The following is a 14958-nucleotide window of genomic DNA, read 5'->3' on the forward strand; positions in this document are numbered from 1 at the left end:
GTGCCCATACATTCCTTTCGGCAATCCATATTGCTGCCATTGTCATTTTTTACCTTTAATGAGTCCTGACCCTAGTGGGCCGCCTTTCGGTCGCGCGCTGCTGTCGATGCCTGTAAGGTCCCTGCGTCGCCTAGGGGCTGTCAGTGAAAATTTTACAAATAATTTAAATAAATAAGGAAAAAGCTGTATGCGCTCCGCTTGCCTTTGGGGACGGAGCCTCCGCGTGCCCCTGATCCTTTCCTCGGTAAAAGCGCGCTGGGGAATGGATGGGGGGCTTGGGGGGAAGGGGAACCCCTCCCCCCAAACAGACAGCGAATAATGGTAACAGGCCCCTAGCCGCCGTCGCGGGCGTCGCCGTCCAGCAGGAGGACATGGGCGTAACGGCCGCTCTTGCGGGCCGCGTCGGCCTCGTTTTCCGCCACTTGGCGGCAGTGCTCGCAGGCCTGGCGCGGCAACAGCAGGCACAGGGAGCGGCGGACACGCTCGGAGCTCGTTTCAAAGCGGCCCAGCCCGGTGCAGTGCGGGCAGATGCGCCAGCTTTCCCGCTGCTGTTCGCGCAGCATGTCCGTGTCATAGAAGATATGTTTGCTCCGGCTCCACCATACGCCGTCGGCGCGGCGTTCTTCCGCGCCTTCGTCGGGGCAGGAGGGCGGATTGCGGTAACCGTCCACCACCGCCTCGCAGAGCCCGGCGATATATTCGCTGACACGGGCGCTCTGCCGTTCGCTCTGCGGCGTCCATTGCGGTTCGCGGATGTCGTCGGCGGGCAGGCCCGCCAGCGCAAGACAGATGCCCATGTTGACGTAGGGCAGCGCGCCGCGGATGGCGTAGCCGCCTTCCAGCACCGCGATATCGGGATCGAGCGCCGCATTGAGGGCCGCATACCCCTGGGCGGACAGCTTCATGTTGGCGAGCGGATCGGTGAAGTGGTTGTCCTGCCCGGCGGAATTGATGATGAGGTCCGGCTTGAATTCCTCCAGGATGGGCAGCACGGCATGGCGGATGGCATAGAGATAGCCGGAGTCCGCCGTTTCGGGCGGCAGGGGGATATTGACCGTGCGTCCCAGCGCCGCCGGGCCGCCGCATTCCGTGAGGAAGCCCGTACCCGGATAGAGCGTACGCCCGTCCTGATGCAGGGAGATGAAGAGCGTGTAGGGATCGTTCCAGAAAATGTCCTGCGTGCCGTCGCCGTGGTGCACGTCCGTGTCCACGATGGCGATGCGCAGCGGGCGTCCGTCGGGATGCGGATAGTGGTCGCGGATATACTCCACCATCACGGCTTCATTGTTGATGTTGCAGAAGCCTCGGTTGCCGTGCACCACCCGCATGGCGTGATGTCCCGGAGGACGCACGAGGGCGAAGGCCTTGTCTTCCTTCTTTTCCATGACCAGGCGGGCGGCGGTGATGGCTCCGCCCGCCGAGGCCAGATGCGAATCCGTGCACACGGCCCGCACCGAGGGCAGGCAGAAATGTGCGCGCTCGAGCTGGCCATATTCGGCCATGTCCAGCCGGTGTTCCGTGATGCCGGGGATATCGAAAAGCCCCTCTTCCAGCAGTTGATCCCGCGTGTAGAGCAGGCGTTCCTCCCGTTCGGGATGCGTGGGCGAGATGGCCCAGTCGAAGGCCGGGAAAAAGACCACGCCCAGACGCCGCGAGGCGCTAAAGCTCGTCATCGTCATCGGCTCCGTTCTCAAAGATGTCCGCCGCATAGCGGGCTTCGGAAACCATGGGCCCGAACAGCCCCAGACCCAGCGCATAGGCCAGGTTGCTTTCCGCCACTACGGCCATGAGCAGTCCGCCGCCGTCCTCCAGCAAAAAGCAACCGCCCGCGCCGTCCTCGCGGCGGCAGACGGCGCAATGCAGCAATTCGGGGTCGCCCAGACGGTTGACGAGCACATGTCCCGTCGGCAGTTCGCCCGCCGCCAGCGCCTGTTCCAGCGCGGGGTCCTGACGGGGCTGGTAGGTCATGTTGCCGTTATCGAGCATGGTAAGCGTATAGATCTCCATCATGTGACAGGCTCCACATAGGGCATTTTCAGTTTGAACCGCTTCGCATCTCAAACCGTACGGCTGGCGTTTCGCGGAAAAAACGCGGTTTTTCCCGCGTGGTTTCGGCCGGGCGGCGCTGTGCCGTCGCTCCGCATTTTGCCTTTTTCAACGGTAAAATGCTCCAGGCGTGCGCGTATCCGGGGATAGCGGACGGCCGGATGTTCCCGGCTCCCGGACTCAGGGTTCAAGGCCGCGGCCGCTCCGGCCCAGATAATCCTCCACAGCGGAGAGGCCCTGCAACAGCACGTCCTCCGGCCGCTGTTCGGCGTTGATGCAGGCGATGCGCTGCGGTTCCTCCTCGGCAAGGGCAAGATAGCCCTGCCGTACCCGCTCATGGAAATCCATGCTTTCGGCGTCGAACCGTCCTTCCGAGATGACGGTGCCCTGCCGCTGATTGCGCAGCCCGGCGCGTTCCAGTCCCAGTCCCACGGGCAGGTCCATGAGCAACGTCAGGTCCGGGACAAGGCCGCCCGTGGCCATCTCATTGATGCGACGCAGCTTTTCCGGGTCGAGCCCCCGCCCGTAGCCCTGATAGGCCAGCGTGGAATCCGTATAGCGGTCACAGAGGACGATCTGTCCGGCCTCCAGTGCCGGACGGATGACCTCGGCCACGTGCTGGGCCCGGTCCGCCAGGAAGAGGTAGAGTTCCGCCCGCATGTTGAGGCAGCGCGTCCGCGCATCCAGCAGGATGGGACGGATGGCGCGGCCCAGTCCGCAGCCGCCGGGCTCGCGGGTCCGCAACACATCGAAACCGCGGCGTTCAAGCTCCTGCGCCAGCAGGGTCAGGGCCGTGGACTTGCCTGAACCTTCTATGCCTTCAAACGTGATGAACATGGCCAGCCTCACAACAGGGAAAGAAGGTTGTCGTCAGCGGGACGCTGACGGCTCTTGCGCGGCTCCTTTTCCGTCGGGGATGCCTGCGGCGTGCGCGGCCCCCGGAACAGGGCCCGGCTCAGGGTATTCTGGTAGGGCGTCCAGCCCTCTTCCGTTTCCAGCGCGGCGAACAGGCCGCGGCACTGGGCCATCTTGGCGTCGATATTGTCCGCATAGTGCAGGACGAGGGCCTCGGCCGTCTGCGGCAGGCGTACCGCGCCGAAGGCCGGTTCGCCATGATGACTGAGGATGAGGTGCTTGAGGTGGCGTACGAGTCCTTCCTCCAGTCCGGCCTTGTGCCAGAAGGGAGCGAGCAGCTCGATGCCGAGTTCCAGATGCCCGATGAGGCGGCCCTCGTCGGTATAATCATTGACCAGGCCGCCGGAAAATTCCCGGATCTTGCCGATATCGTGGAAGATGGCCCCGGCCAGCAGCGTCTGGCGGTCCAGTTCGACATACTGGTCGGCAAGGCGGCGGCAGAGTTTGAACACGCCGAGGCTGTGTTCCAGCAGGCCGCCCACATAGGCATGATGCACGCTCTTGGCCGCCGGGCAGACCCGGAAGGTCGCGGCCAGCTCCGCATCCCGAAAGACGCCCTGCACGAATTTGCGCCACGGCTTGTGCACGAACTCCTTGCCGATGAGTTCGTGCAGCTCCGCCATCATCTCGTCCAGATCATAGGGGCTTGCGGGCATGAAGGCGGCAGGCGGCAGCGTGGCGGCCTCCTCGTCGGAGAGCACGCGCAGGCGTTCGACGGTGAGCTGCGTCTGCTCGCGGAACAGCGCCGCCCTGCCCTGCACTTCCACCAGGCTGCCCACGGGGATGTCGGTGAATTCCGTGCTGAGCGGGGACCATATCTTGGCCTCCAGCGTCCCCGTGGCGTCACTGAGCGCAAGCCGCCAGTAAGGCCCGTTGCGGGATTGCGCAAGCGAGGCCTGCGAAACGGCGAATACGCCCTGCGCCTCGCAGGGAGGAGTTATCTCTTTGACGTGGTGACCTTTTTCCATATAGTACCCTTGGCGGCCCGCCGTAGCGGGCATGTTGCCTCACATTTCCTTGTTTCCGGGGGATTGTCAAATGGATGTTCTCTTGACCAATGACGACGGCATCCGCGCACCGGGCCTGCGCGCCCTGTACACGGCCCTGACCGAGGCCGGACATGCGGTGCATGTGGTGGCCCCCATGCGCCAGCAGTCCGGCGTCGGCCACTCGCTGACCGTGTTCGATCCCCTGCGGGCCGAGCGCATAGAGGAGGGAGATTTCAGGGGGATCGGCCTGTACGGCACCCCCACGGACTGCGTGAAGCTCGCCCTTGCCTGCCTGCTGCCCCGGCGGCCGGATCTCGTCATGTCCGGCATCAACGCCGGGGCCAACGTGGGCCCGGACATCCTCTATTCCGGTACGGTGGGCGCGGCCACCGAAGCCGCCCACGAGGAGCTGCCCACGCTGGCCGTCTCCTGCGATGTGGCTTCACCGCAGGACGACCTCCTGCCGCAGGCCCGCCATGCCGTGGAGCTGGCGTCGCGCATCGACTGGAGCCGCCTTGCGCCGCGCCGGGTCATCAATGTGAACTACCCTCGCGGGCCGCTGCATGAGGCCAGGGGGCTGCGGGTCTGCCCGCAGACCGGCGCCGTCTGGAAAAATGCCTATCTCGAGCGCAAGGACCCGCGCGGCGAACCCTACTGGTGGCTGGTGGGCGAGATCCCGCCGCAGACCATCAATGCCGGTTCGGACAAGGACTTGCTGAATCGGGGCTATATCACCGTCACCCCGCTGCGCTTCGACTTTACGGATGAGCAGGGCCTGATTGCCCTTGCGGGTATGCTGGAGGAGGGCGGCAGGCCGTAGCCCGCGCGGCGGCGTCGTGTGGCCTGCGGGAAGGACGGCGGAGGGCGGAAAAACGATCGCAGCGGCATCCTTGTCCGCAAGGTCGTTTTTTTCGGCATGGACAGGAAAAAAGGCGGTCTTGCCTCTGACAGAGGGGGCGATCTGCCCCCACGGAGAGAGCGGAGGCGCAAAGCGCGGGGACGGACCGGAGAAAAGCTTGATTGTTGCGTCGAGGGAAGTCCCGCTTTTTCGGGCCGGGACATCTCGTTGCGCTTGCAGAGTCGTCGTCTGCCGTGTATGAAAAAACATAACCTGCGGTTGACCCGGCAGTTGTCGGACGGGCGGTCTCGCCCCACGGGCAGGAGAGATCTTTGACCCTTCTGCTGCCTCCAGGCGGAAGAAAGGGCATCGGTGCGGTCCTGTTATGAAACAACGCTTTCCCCTGAGCCGGTTTTTCATGACGTTCTGTCTGCTGTTCCTGCCGGCGTTTTTCGGCAAGGCTCCCCTTGACGCCCATGCCGCGAACGAACTGCGTGTGGCTGTCCTGCAGAACTATCCTCCTTTTTCCTATTTGGATGAGCAGGGAAATCTGGTCGGTTTTGATGTCGAATTCGCCGCGGCTCTCTGCGGTCAGCTGCACGCCCGATGCCGGACCGTAGCCTTGCCGTTGAGCGCCATCATCTCGGCCATGTCCTCGCAGTCACTGGATATGGCGGTGGCCGGTCTCGGCGTGACGGAAGAGCGCAAGCGCATCATGCTCTTTTCCAACAGCTACTATCGGTCGCACTCTCTCTACATCGGCAGGCCCGGCATCCGTCTCGACGAGAAGGGGCTCGAAGGCAAGATCCTGGCTGCCCAGCACAATTCCATGCAGCTCATCGCCTTGCGCAGGATCTGGAAGGGCAAGGCTGTCGTGGTGGGCTTCGAGTCCCACCAGAGCCTGCTGGAGGCGCTGGCCAGGGATCGGGTGGACGTGGTGCTCATCGACGGCTTTCCGGGCATGAATTTCCTCAAGTCGCCCGAAGGGGCTGGCTTCGTCATGCTGGGCAATCCCGTCCTTCCACGGGAGAACCCCAGCGGTTCGTGCGTGACCGTCAGCAAGGAACATCCCGAATTGGTGGAGCGCGTCAATCAGGCCATCCTCACGCTGCGCGTCACCGGGGAGTACGAGCGCATCATGCGCAAGTACTTTTCTTTCAGCATCTATTAACCAAGGCGGCCGGCCATGCGTATCGGCATCAGATCCTTTGGCCTGTCCATCATGCTTGTCATGTTCGTGCTGCTCGTGTTCCAGATGTACATGCTCAGCACCCTGCAGCGCATCGAAAGCATGGCCAATGCCGCAGCCCACGATTATCTGCCCAATATCCTGCAGCGCCAGCAGTTCCTGCTCAATATCGAGCACATGCGCCTCAACGCCTCGCAGATGCGCTATGCGGTCAATACCCGCCAGCTGCAACAGGCGTCCACGTCCCTGCGTATGCTGCTGGCGGATGCGGGTTTCGGCAATGTCGGATTCAAGCCTGTGCTGGACAAGGTCTACCCGCTGCTGGACGAGCTGATGGCCCAGCGGCTTGCGCTTTTCGAGCTGGTGGATGAGGTTCGCCGGGAGGAATGGCGATTCCTGCTGACGCTTGGCCGACTGGCCGAGCATGTCAGCTGGGATGAAGCTCTTTTCCCGCTCCTTGCGGAGCCTTTGCCCGATCAGCCGCAATATCTGTCGCTCGTGACGGGCTCCTACGCCTTTACGTCCGACTCCGTGGGACAGCTTTTCAGCGCTTGCCGCAAGCATGGGGAAAATGATCCGGAGACCCGCGAGTCTTGCGGGCGCCTTGAGAGCGTCTGGAAAAGCATCGGAGACAAGCAACAGGAGATACGCCGTTATCAGGAGCATTTCGACCTGCTCGTCAAGGATATCGATCAGGTGCTGGTGGGCCTGAGCGTGGAGGCGTCTTCCGTGGAGGCCCGCGGCATTTATGAGGGCATGGAGACCATTGATGGCGAGACCCGCCGCATCCGCAGCATCTTCACGATCCTCGGCATCGGCAATGCCCTGTTCCTGCTGCTGCTTTTCGTGGCCCTCCAGCAACAGATCTTTTTGCCGCTGCGCCGCACGACGGAGATCCTGCGCGACATGCGCGGGGGGCAAGGTATGGCGCGCCTGCCGAAGACCTGCATCGAGGAGCTTTCCGACATCATCGACATCCTGCCGAGCCTCAATGCCTATCTCAATGACCTGCATCAACGTTCCGGACTGCTGGAGCAGGAGCGTGAGCGTTTCGCCGGTCTGAGCCTGACCGACGATCTGACCGGGCTCGGCAACCGGCGCGCGCTGGATCAGGCCATACAGCAGGACCGCCAGACCAATGCGCTTGCCATCCTCATGGTGGATGTGGACAATTTCAAGCTGTATAATGATACGCTCGGCCATCTGGCCGGGGACGTGGCCCTGCAGACGGTGGCGCGCATGGTGAAGCAGAGCTGCGCCCGCTCCTCGGACAAGACCTTCCGGTATGGTGGGGAGGAATTCGTGGGCCTGCTGAGCGCAACGGGCCGGGAGGGCGCCATGGCCGTTGCCGAAGGTCTGCGGGAAGCTGTGGAAAAGCTGCATATCCCGCACCCCGGGCTGGAATCGGGCGTATTGACCATCAGCGTGGGCGTGGCCTCACGTGAACAGGGTGAGATAACGCATGTGGAAGAGTTGCTGGCCAATGCCGACAGCGCCCTCTACGCGGCCAAAAATTCCGGCAGGAACCGGGTCTGCCATTATTCCAGGGAACAAGACACGGCGGGCACGCAACACGCCTAGCACCCCGCGCGCGGGAGAGGCGCTTTCCTGACGGCACGGACACGGCCGTTTGGGGTGAGCAGCGTACAGGCCTTTTTCCTGTCGGCAAAAGAAGATGTGTCCGACCTTGCGGCAAGGGGTCTCTTTTCCCCTGCGGAAGCTTTTCAGCTCGCGTCGACCGGCTCGGGCACGGGGTCTCTCTCACCCGTCCTCTCCCGCCCCCTCGTCAGGGCTCGGCATACCTTTTGCCGTAACGGCGGGTATTTTCTTTTTTTCACAAATGGGATATGCTGGCGATACGCAAGAGTGTCGGACATGGCGTCACGCTCATGTCGATCCATATACCCTTTCAGGAGGAAATCATGCCGCTTATCGGGCCGAAAGAAATGTTCGCGGCCGCCTACAAGGGCCAGTACGCCGTGGGCGCTTTCAACGTCAACAACATGGAGATCGTTCAGGGCATCATGCAGGCCGCTTCCGAGGAGAAATCCCCGGTGATCCTCCAGGTCTCCGCCGGAGCGCGCAAATACGCCGGGCAGACCTATATCATGAAGCTGGTGGAAGCCGCGCTGGCCGAAGACCCCTCCGTGCCGGTGGTGGTCCATCTTGACCACGGGCCGGATTTCGAGATGTGCGCCGCCTGCATCGACGGAGGGTTCACGTCCGTGATGATCGACGGTTCCCACCTGCCCTATGAGGACAATGTGGCGCTGACCCGCAAAGTGGTGGAATACGCTCACCCCCGCGGCGTCTGGGTCGAGGCCGAACTGGGCAAGCTCGCCGGTGTGGAGGAGCATGTGAGCTCCGCCGAGCATATCTATACCGACCCGGCGCAGGCTGTGGACTTCGTGGAGCGTACCGGCTGCGACTCGCTGGCCATCGCCATCGGCACCAGCCACGGCGCGTACAAGTTCAAGGGAGATGCCAAGCTGGACTTCGATCGCCTTGAGGAGATCAGCCGTCGTCTGCCGGAATATCCGCTGGTGCTGCACGGCGCTTCCAGCGTGCCGCAGGAGTTCGTAGAGCTGTGCAACCAGTACGGCGGCAAGGTCGGCGGCGCCAAGGGCGTGCCGGAGGAGATGCTGCGCCGCGCCGCTTCGCTCGGTATCTGCAAGATCAATGTCGATACGGACATCCGTCTTGCGCTGACGGCCTCCATCCGTCGGCACCTGGTGGAGCATCCCGAAGATTTCGACCCGCGTGCCTATCTCAAGCCCGCGCGTGAGGCCGTCAAGAAGATGGTCGCGCACAAGATCCGCAACGTCATGGGCTCGTCCGGCAAGGCCTAACCCGTTCTTCAGACAGATCACAAGAGGAGTATACAATGGCCGTCAAACTTGGTGTCAATGGTTTTGGTCGCATCGGTCGTTACCTGCTGCGTCTCATGGCGGACTCGCAGGACGTGGTCATCACCGCCATCAATGCCCGCGCGGACAATGCCGCTCTGGCCCATCTGTTCAAGTATGACTCCGTCTACGGCACGTTTGCCGGTACCGTCGGGCATGACGAGAACGGCATCATCGTCAACGGGCGTCACATCACCGTGACCCGTTGCAAGACCGGCGAATGGCCGTGGAAGGAACTCGGGGTCGATTTCGTGGTGGAAACCACCGGCACCGCCAAGAAACGCGACGACGCCGCCCTGCATCTGGCCTGCGGAGCCAAGAAGGTCGTGGTCTCCGCTCCCTGCAAGGAAGCCGACGCCACCATCGTCATGGGCGTCAACGACGCCGTCTATGACGCCGCGGCCCACAGCGTCATCTCCGCCGCTTCCTGCACCACCAACTGTCTGGCTCCCGCGGCCAAGGTCATCAACGACGTGTTCGGCATCAAGCACGGCCTCATGACCACCATCCATTCCTATACCATGAGCCAGCGCATCCTTGACGGATCGCACAAGGACCTGCGCCGGGCCCGTGCGGCCGCCGTGTCCATGATCCCCACCTCCACCGGTGCGGCCAAGGCCACCGCGCTCGTGATCCCCGCCCTCAAGGGCAAACTGGACGGCATGGCCGTGCGCGTGCCCACCCCCGACATCTCGCTGGTGGACCTCACCTGCGAGCTGGAAAAGAGCACCACGGCCGAAGAAGTGAATGCCGCCCTCAAGGCCGCCTGCGAAGGCCCGCTCAAGGACAACCTCGGCTACTGCGAAGAACCGCTGGTCTCCATCGACTTCAAGGCCGATACGCACGGCGGCGTGGTGGACTCCCTGACCACCCAGGTCATGGACGGCACCCTGCTCAAGCTGATCGTCTGGTATGACAACGAAGCCGGCTTCACCAACCAGCTGGTGCGCCTGCTGCGTCTGGTCGGGGCTTCCTGCTAGAGCGTTTTGCCTTTGAAAGAGGCATGATGGGAGGCGGCAGCACAGTGCCGTCCGGCCCAACGTGAGGGGAAAAACCGCGTTTTTTCCGCGAAACGACAGGCCGTATGGTTTGAGACGCAAAGCGTTCCAAACTGAGGAGGCCCCAAGGTCGCGTGCCTGCGGCGCAAAACGACGCACATCGTTACGTGCGGTCAGCTCAGCTGACCGCACGTTTTTTTCTGCAAAAAATTTTATTTCGCCCCTAATGGCGCAGACCGGAGCGTCGATAAGCTAAGTAACAGGCTATGCCCGCAAGGATGCGGGATGCGAATTAACTCCCATACAGACATTCATGGAGGAATGTTATGTATATCAATCACAACTCGATGGCCACCAATGTTGCCAACACTCTGACCGGTCACTATGGCAACCTGCAGACCTCTACCCAGCGCCTGTCTTCCGGTATGCGCATCAACAGCGCCGCTGACGACGCCGCCGGTCTGGCCATCAGCGAACTCATGCGCGCCGACGTTGCCGCCCTCAATCAGGGCGTCCGCAACGCCAACGACGGTATTTCCCTTATCCAGACCGCTGACGGCGCCCTTGGCGTTATCGACGAAAAGCTGATCCGCATGAAGGAACTTGCGGAACAGGCCGCCACCGGTACCTACGACTCCACGCAGCGTCTGATGATCGAATCCGAATACCAGCAGATGGCTTCGGAAATCACCCGTATCGCCAACGCCACCGACTTCAACGGCATCAAACTGCTCGACGGCACGCTGTCCGCCATGAACAATGCCGACGGCAAGATCCACGACGGTTCTCAGCTGACCGCTCAGGGCGCCTTGAAGGTGCACTTCGGTACGGCCAACGACTCCGCTGAAGACTACTACTACATCGAGATCGGTGACTGCACCGCCTCCGCTCTGGGCGTGGGTATCTCCGCTCGCGCCGGCGCCGCCGGTAGCACCATCTCCACGCAGCAGGCCGCTCAGGAAGCTCTGGTGGCCATCAACAACGCCATCGTGTCCAAGGACAAGATCCGTGCTCACCTCGGCGCCATGCAGAACCGTCTGGAAAACACCGTGACCAACCTCACCGTGCAGTCCGAAAACCTGCAGGCCGCCGAATCCCGCATCCGCGACGTGGACGTGGCCACCGAAATGACCAACTTCGTCCGCAATCAGGTTCTTACGCAGTCTGCCGTGGCCATGCTCTCGCAGGCCAACAGCATGCCGCAGATGGCTCTGCAGCTTATCGGCTAACCAGACTGTTGTGGTGGAGGGAGAAAAGCGCAAGCCTGGAGGCGAGTGCTGGGGAGCCTCGCCTCACCAACGGGTTATGCAGGGGGATGCCTTCGGGCATCCCCTTTTTTATGTCTGTTGTCATTGCGCGTCAGGCGCGAAACAGGAAACCACCCGGATCACGGGTGGTTTTTGCGTGTTTCGAGGGAATAACAAGCTGCACTGATAGTTTCTGCACACTATCTGCGGGGCCGTGCGCAGATCGTGGTAGAGCGCTTGCCGGTAAAAACGGCAAAACGCAAGGGGCGGCGCAGCGTCTTCCGGTCAAAGGTGAGCTGAAAGCCGCATTTTTCCCGCGAGACGACAGGCCGCAGGGTTTGAGCGCAATGCATTGCAAACGGAAAATGTGCTGGGGGGAGACTTCGGATGCGGCGACTAGGGGCAATGCGGGCAAGGCCTGGGCCTGTATGCTGCTCAGAAAAGCGTACTTGCGTAGTGCGCTTGGGAACAGGCCGCCATCCTCTGCGGTTTGGCATCGGTTGTGGTGGCTCGGCCGGGAAGGAAGCGGCTTTGCGCGCGGCTGGAGACGAAAAAGCCGATTGGAACTGTGTTCAACCGGCTTTGGCGACAAAAAAAGGGGACTTCTTGCGAAGTCCCCTTTTTTTCTGGTGGAGCTGGGGAGAATTGAACTCCCGACCTCTTGAATGCCATTCAAGCGCTCTCCCAACTGAGCTACAACCCCTTCGGATAAGATGGATATTGCCGAAAACGCCCCTCTTTGTCAACATGTCAACGCCGCGTTCGCCATGACCGCCGTATGTGGTGGGCAATCGTTGTCGCCCTGCTTGCGATCAGGCAAGCTTTCTGGGCGCAAGATTGCCGCTCTCTCGCGTTTTCCGAATTTTTCATCCGCGGTGTTACCGCTTCCCCGGCTCGATGCAAAAAACCGACTGGAGCAGCGTCTTAGTCGACTTTGGAAACAGAAAAGGGGACTTCTTGCGAAGTCCCCATATTTTCTGGTGGAGCTGGGGAGAATTGAACTCCCGACCTCTTGAATGCCATTCAAGCGCTCTCCCAACTGAGCTACAACCCCTTTCGGACAAGATGGATACTGCCGAAAACGTCCCACTTTGTCAACGAAAAACTTTTAAAGTCTCCAAAAAAATTTTTCTTGGAGAAAATATCCTTATTATCCAACGGGTTACTTTTCGGCCGCCAGCTTCGCCATGACCTTGCCGCTGGCTTCCAGCGCCTTGGCCAGCACGTCATCGGCCACGGCATAGGAGAAGCGGATACAGTTGTCATCCCCGAAGGCCGCCCCGGGCACAAGGGCCACATGGGCTTCGTCCAGCAGGCGCGTGCACAGTTCCGTGGAATTCTTCACGCTGCCGCCGTAACAGCCGCTCACGTCCACGAATAGATAGAACGCCCCGTCCGGCTGCGGGCAGACGGCCCACGGCCAGCTGCGGATGACCTGCATGGCCATGTCCCGCCGCCGCTGGAAGGCTTCCAGCATGGGTCTCAGGCAGTCCAGCGGGCCATTGAGCGCCGCCACAGCCGCCTTTTGGGCAATGGAGCAGATGTTGGACGTGCTGTGGCCCTGCATACTGGAGATCTTCTTGATGAGGTCGGGGTGGGCCACCAGGTAACCTACGCGCCAGCCGGTCATGGCAAAGCTCTTGGACAGGCCGCCGAGGATGGCGATCTCTTCCGGGCGGCGCTCGAAGTGATGGATGGCGCTGGCCATCTTTGCCGGGGCAAAGACGAGCTGGTCGTAGATCTCGTCACAGAGCACAAAGACGCCGTGTCCGTGCGCCCACTCCAGCAGAGCGTCCAGTTCGGCGGCGGTGTAGACCGCGCCCGTGGGGTTGCTGGGGGAATTGAGGATGAGCAGACGGGTACGTTCGCTGACATGTTTTTCCAGCATGTCGGGCGTGACTTTGAATCCCTGGGCCGCGGAAGCCTGCACGATGACGGGCGTCCCGCCGGCAAGGCAGACGATGTCCGGATAGCTCAGCCAATACGGCGCGGGGATGATTACCTCATCCCCCGGATTGATGGTGGCCTGCACGAAGTTGTAGAGCGCGTGCTTGCCCCCGGCGGAAATGATGGTATTCTCGGGCTTGATGCTTGCGTCGTACACCTTTTTGAAATAACCGGCCACGGCCTGCCGCAGTTCAGCGATGCCGGGCACGGCGGTATAGCGGCAAAAATTGTCGTCAATGGCGGCTTTGGCCGCATCGCAGATATGTTTTGGCGTGGGAAAATCCGGTTCCCCCACGGCAAGACTGATGACCTGCACCCCCTGCTCGCGCAATTCCATGGCGCGGGTGTTGACACTGAGGGTCAGGGAAGGTTTGATGGTGCGCAACCGTTCGGAAATCTGCATGTGGGACTCCTTGCAAGCTTGACTGTCCCGCAGGGCGGCCCATCCGTCAGCAGGGACAACGGTTAAGGGTAGCAATTTCCCCCAACGCTGTAAATTGACGCCGCCCCCGGCGGACAAGGATATCCCATGCCGCAGCTCCCGCAGTCAGAAACGTCGCCCCCCGCTCCGCTCCTGCCCCATGCCCGGCCCTGCGTCTGCGGCACGTTCCTGCGCCGCCACAAGCGTTTCAGCGTGGAGATGCGTCTCGACGGGCGGGATGTCTGGGTGCACAGCAACAATTCCGGCAGTATGCTGGGGCTGACCCGTCCCGGCACTCCCATGCTGGCCAGTCCCGCCGCCAATCCCGCCCGCAAACTGGCCTATACGCAGGAAGCCGTCTGGCTGGGCGAGACCCTCCCGGACGGCAGCGGCGGCGTCCGTCCCGGCAAGGAAGGCTTCTGGGTCGGCGTCAATACCGCTGTCCCCAATCGTCTGCTGGAGGCCGCCTTCCATGTCGGAAGGCTCCCCTTCGCCGCGGGCTACACGCAATGCCGCCGGGAGGCCGTACGCGGTCAGAGTCGGCTGGATGCCTGTTTCACCGCGCCGGACCGGCCGCCGCTCTGGGTGGAATGCAAGAACGTCACCATGACCGAAGATGATGCGGCCTGTTTCCCCGATGCGGCCACGGAGCGCGGCCGCAAGCATTTGCGGGAGCTCATGGATATCGCCCGTTGCGGAGAACGGGCAGCCATGTTTTATCTGGTGCAGCGGGCGGACGGCAGATGTTTCGCGCCGGCGGACTTCATCGATCCCGAATATGCGGATCTGTTCTATGCCGCCGTGGAGGCCGGGGTGGAGATATATCCCTTCCGGGCGCGGATCTCCGCGTTGGGCGTGGATCTGGAGGAACAGCTCCCCCTGCGGCCCGGCCCGACGGCATGAGCGTTCCGGGCGCGATGCGTCCCGGCGCGCGCGACATATTTTTTTGGTGAGTCAACAGAACGGATACGGAGACTATCATGGTGGAATTTTTGGCCCTGCTCGTCATGAGCGCCGTGGCTGTGGCTGGTCTTGCCGCGGGCATCAGTTTCTTCGCCCAGATCGAACGCCGTCCGGCACTGGGCTGGGCCGCCTTCCTGGTCGGCTGCTTCCTGCTCTTCTGGGTGCTTGGCCTTTGGGAGGGCGCGGGTATGCACGCCTGGGGGGTGCTCGGCATCGCCTTCGTCCTGCTGCTGGCGGGAGCCTATGTCCTCCTGAAGCTGGCCCGGCGCTTCTGGCGGCAACGGCAGGAACGCCGCGCCGCCTCGCCCCGCCACGACAAGTGAGTGGACCTCGCCCGCGCCCGTCCAGGGCCTGTCAACACAGATTTTACAAATAATTTTACTAAATAAGGGGGCGATCCGTTCACGCTCCATATGTTTTTGGGGCGGGGGCGACTCGCGTCCCTGACTCTTCTCCCGGTAAAAGCGCGCTGGGGAAGGGGTGGGGGGCTTGGGGGAAA

The 14958-nt window shown here is 62.2% G+C and carries 13 protein-coding genes and 2 tRNA genes; 8 read left to right on the forward strand and 7 right to left on the reverse strand.

What is annotated here, in order from left to right; translation table 11 throughout:
- Window positions 1–332: 332 nt before the first annotated feature.
- The 4 genes from Q0K00_RS03025 to Q0K00_RS03040 form a co-directional block, all read right to left on the reverse strand.
- Window positions 333–1673: a histone deacetylase gene (locus tag Q0K00_RS03025; protein WP_297227277.1), complete on the reverse strand. Its 1341-nt coding sequence runs from the start codon at window positions 1671–1673 to the stop codon at window positions 333–335.
- Window positions 1660–2010: a hypothetical protein gene (locus Q0K00_RS03030; protein WP_297227279.1), complete on the reverse strand. Its 351-nt coding sequence runs from the start codon at window positions 2008–2010 to the stop codon at window positions 1660–1662. The genes Q0K00_RS03025 and Q0K00_RS03030 overlap by 14 nt, the downstream gene beginning before the upstream one ends.
- 216 nt (window positions 2011–2226) lie before the next feature.
- Entirely contained in the window at window positions 2227–2883 is a 657-nt protein-coding gene (tmk, locus tag Q0K00_RS03035) for a dTMP kinase (RefSeq protein ID WP_297227281.1), read from the reverse strand.
- Between the two features lie 8 nt (window positions 2884–2891).
- The gene (locus Q0K00_RS03040; protein WP_297227283.1) at window positions 2892–3929 is read right to left on the reverse strand and encodes an HD domain-containing protein; all 1038 of its coding nucleotides are present in this window, start codon (window positions 3927–3929) and stop codon (window positions 2892–2894) included.
- A gap of 70 nt (window positions 3930–3999) precedes the next feature.
- Here Q0K00_RS03040 and surE point away from each other — a divergent pair, with 70 nt between their 5' ends.
- The 6 genes from surE (at window position 4000) to Q0K00_RS03070 (ending at window position 11110) form a co-directional block, all read left to right on the forward strand.
- A complete protein-coding gene (gene surE / locus Q0K00_RS03045) occupies window positions 4000–4770 on the forward strand; it encodes a 5'/3'-nucleotidase SurE (RefSeq protein WP_297227285.1) in 771 nt (256 codons plus the stop codon).
- A 436-nt stretch (window positions 4771–5206) separates the two neighbouring features.
- Complete coding sequence (locus tag Q0K00_RS03050; protein ID WP_297227287.1) at window positions 5207–5959, forward strand: transporter substrate-binding domain-containing protein; 753 nt, start codon at window positions 5207–5209, stop codon at window positions 5957–5959.
- 15 nt (window positions 5960–5974) lie between these two features.
- On the forward strand, window positions 5975–7558 hold the full coding sequence (locus Q0K00_RS03055) for a GGDEF domain-containing protein (RefSeq protein WP_297227289.1): 1584 nt from the start codon (window positions 5975–5977) through the stop codon (window positions 7556–7558).
- A gap of 341 nt (window positions 7559–7899) precedes the next feature.
- A complete protein-coding gene (gene fba / locus Q0K00_RS03060) occupies window positions 7900–8826 on the forward strand; it encodes a class II fructose-1,6-bisphosphate aldolase (RefSeq protein WP_297227291.1) in 927 nt (308 codons plus the stop codon).
- A gap of 35 nt (window positions 8827–8861) precedes the next feature.
- Entirely contained in the window at window positions 8862–9863 is a 1002-nt protein-coding gene (gene gap / locus Q0K00_RS03065) for a type I glyceraldehyde-3-phosphate dehydrogenase (RefSeq protein ID WP_297227293.1), read from the forward strand.
- A 344-nt stretch (window positions 9864–10207) separates the two neighbouring features.
- Complete coding sequence (locus Q0K00_RS03070) at window positions 10208–11110, forward strand: flagellin (protein ID WP_297227295.1); 903 nt, start codon at window positions 10208–10210, stop codon at window positions 11108–11110.
- A 645-nt stretch (window positions 11111–11755) separates the two neighbouring features.
- Here Q0K00_RS03070 and Q0K00_RS03075 read toward each other — a convergent pair.
- From Q0K00_RS03075 to Q0K00_RS03085, 3 genes are all read right to left on the reverse strand, one after another.
- Window positions 11756–11831, reverse strand: a tRNA-Ala gene (locus Q0K00_RS03075).
- 275 nt (window positions 11832–12106) lie between these two features.
- A tRNA-Ala gene (locus tag Q0K00_RS03080) sits at window positions 12107–12182 on the reverse strand.
- Between the two features lie 108 nt (window positions 12183–12290).
- Window positions 12291–13478, reverse strand: a complete 1188-nt coding sequence (locus tag Q0K00_RS03085; protein ID WP_297227297.1) for a pyridoxal phosphate-dependent aminotransferase — start codon at window positions 13476–13478, stop codon at window positions 12291–12293.
- A gap of 126 nt (window positions 13479–13604) precedes the next feature.
- Here Q0K00_RS03085 and sfsA point away from each other — a divergent pair, with 126 nt between their 5' ends.
- Together sfsA and Q0K00_RS03095 are read left to right on the forward strand one after the other, a co-directional pair.
- Window positions 13605–14399, forward strand: a complete 795-nt coding sequence (gene sfsA, locus Q0K00_RS03090) for a DNA/RNA nuclease SfsA (protein WP_297227299.1) — start codon at window positions 13605–13607, stop codon at window positions 14397–14399.
- A 77-nt stretch (window positions 14400–14476) separates the two neighbouring features.
- Window positions 14477–14782: a hypothetical protein gene (locus Q0K00_RS03095; protein WP_297227301.1), complete on the forward strand. Its 306-nt coding sequence runs from the start codon at window positions 14477–14479 to the stop codon at window positions 14780–14782.
- Window positions 14783–14958: the final 176 nt, after the last annotated feature.

The sequence above is a fragment of the uncultured Desulfovibrio sp. genome (assembly GCF_944327235.1).
Classification (GTDB): domain Bacteria; phylum Desulfobacterota; class Desulfovibrionia; order Desulfovibrionales; family Desulfovibrionaceae; genus Desulfovibrio.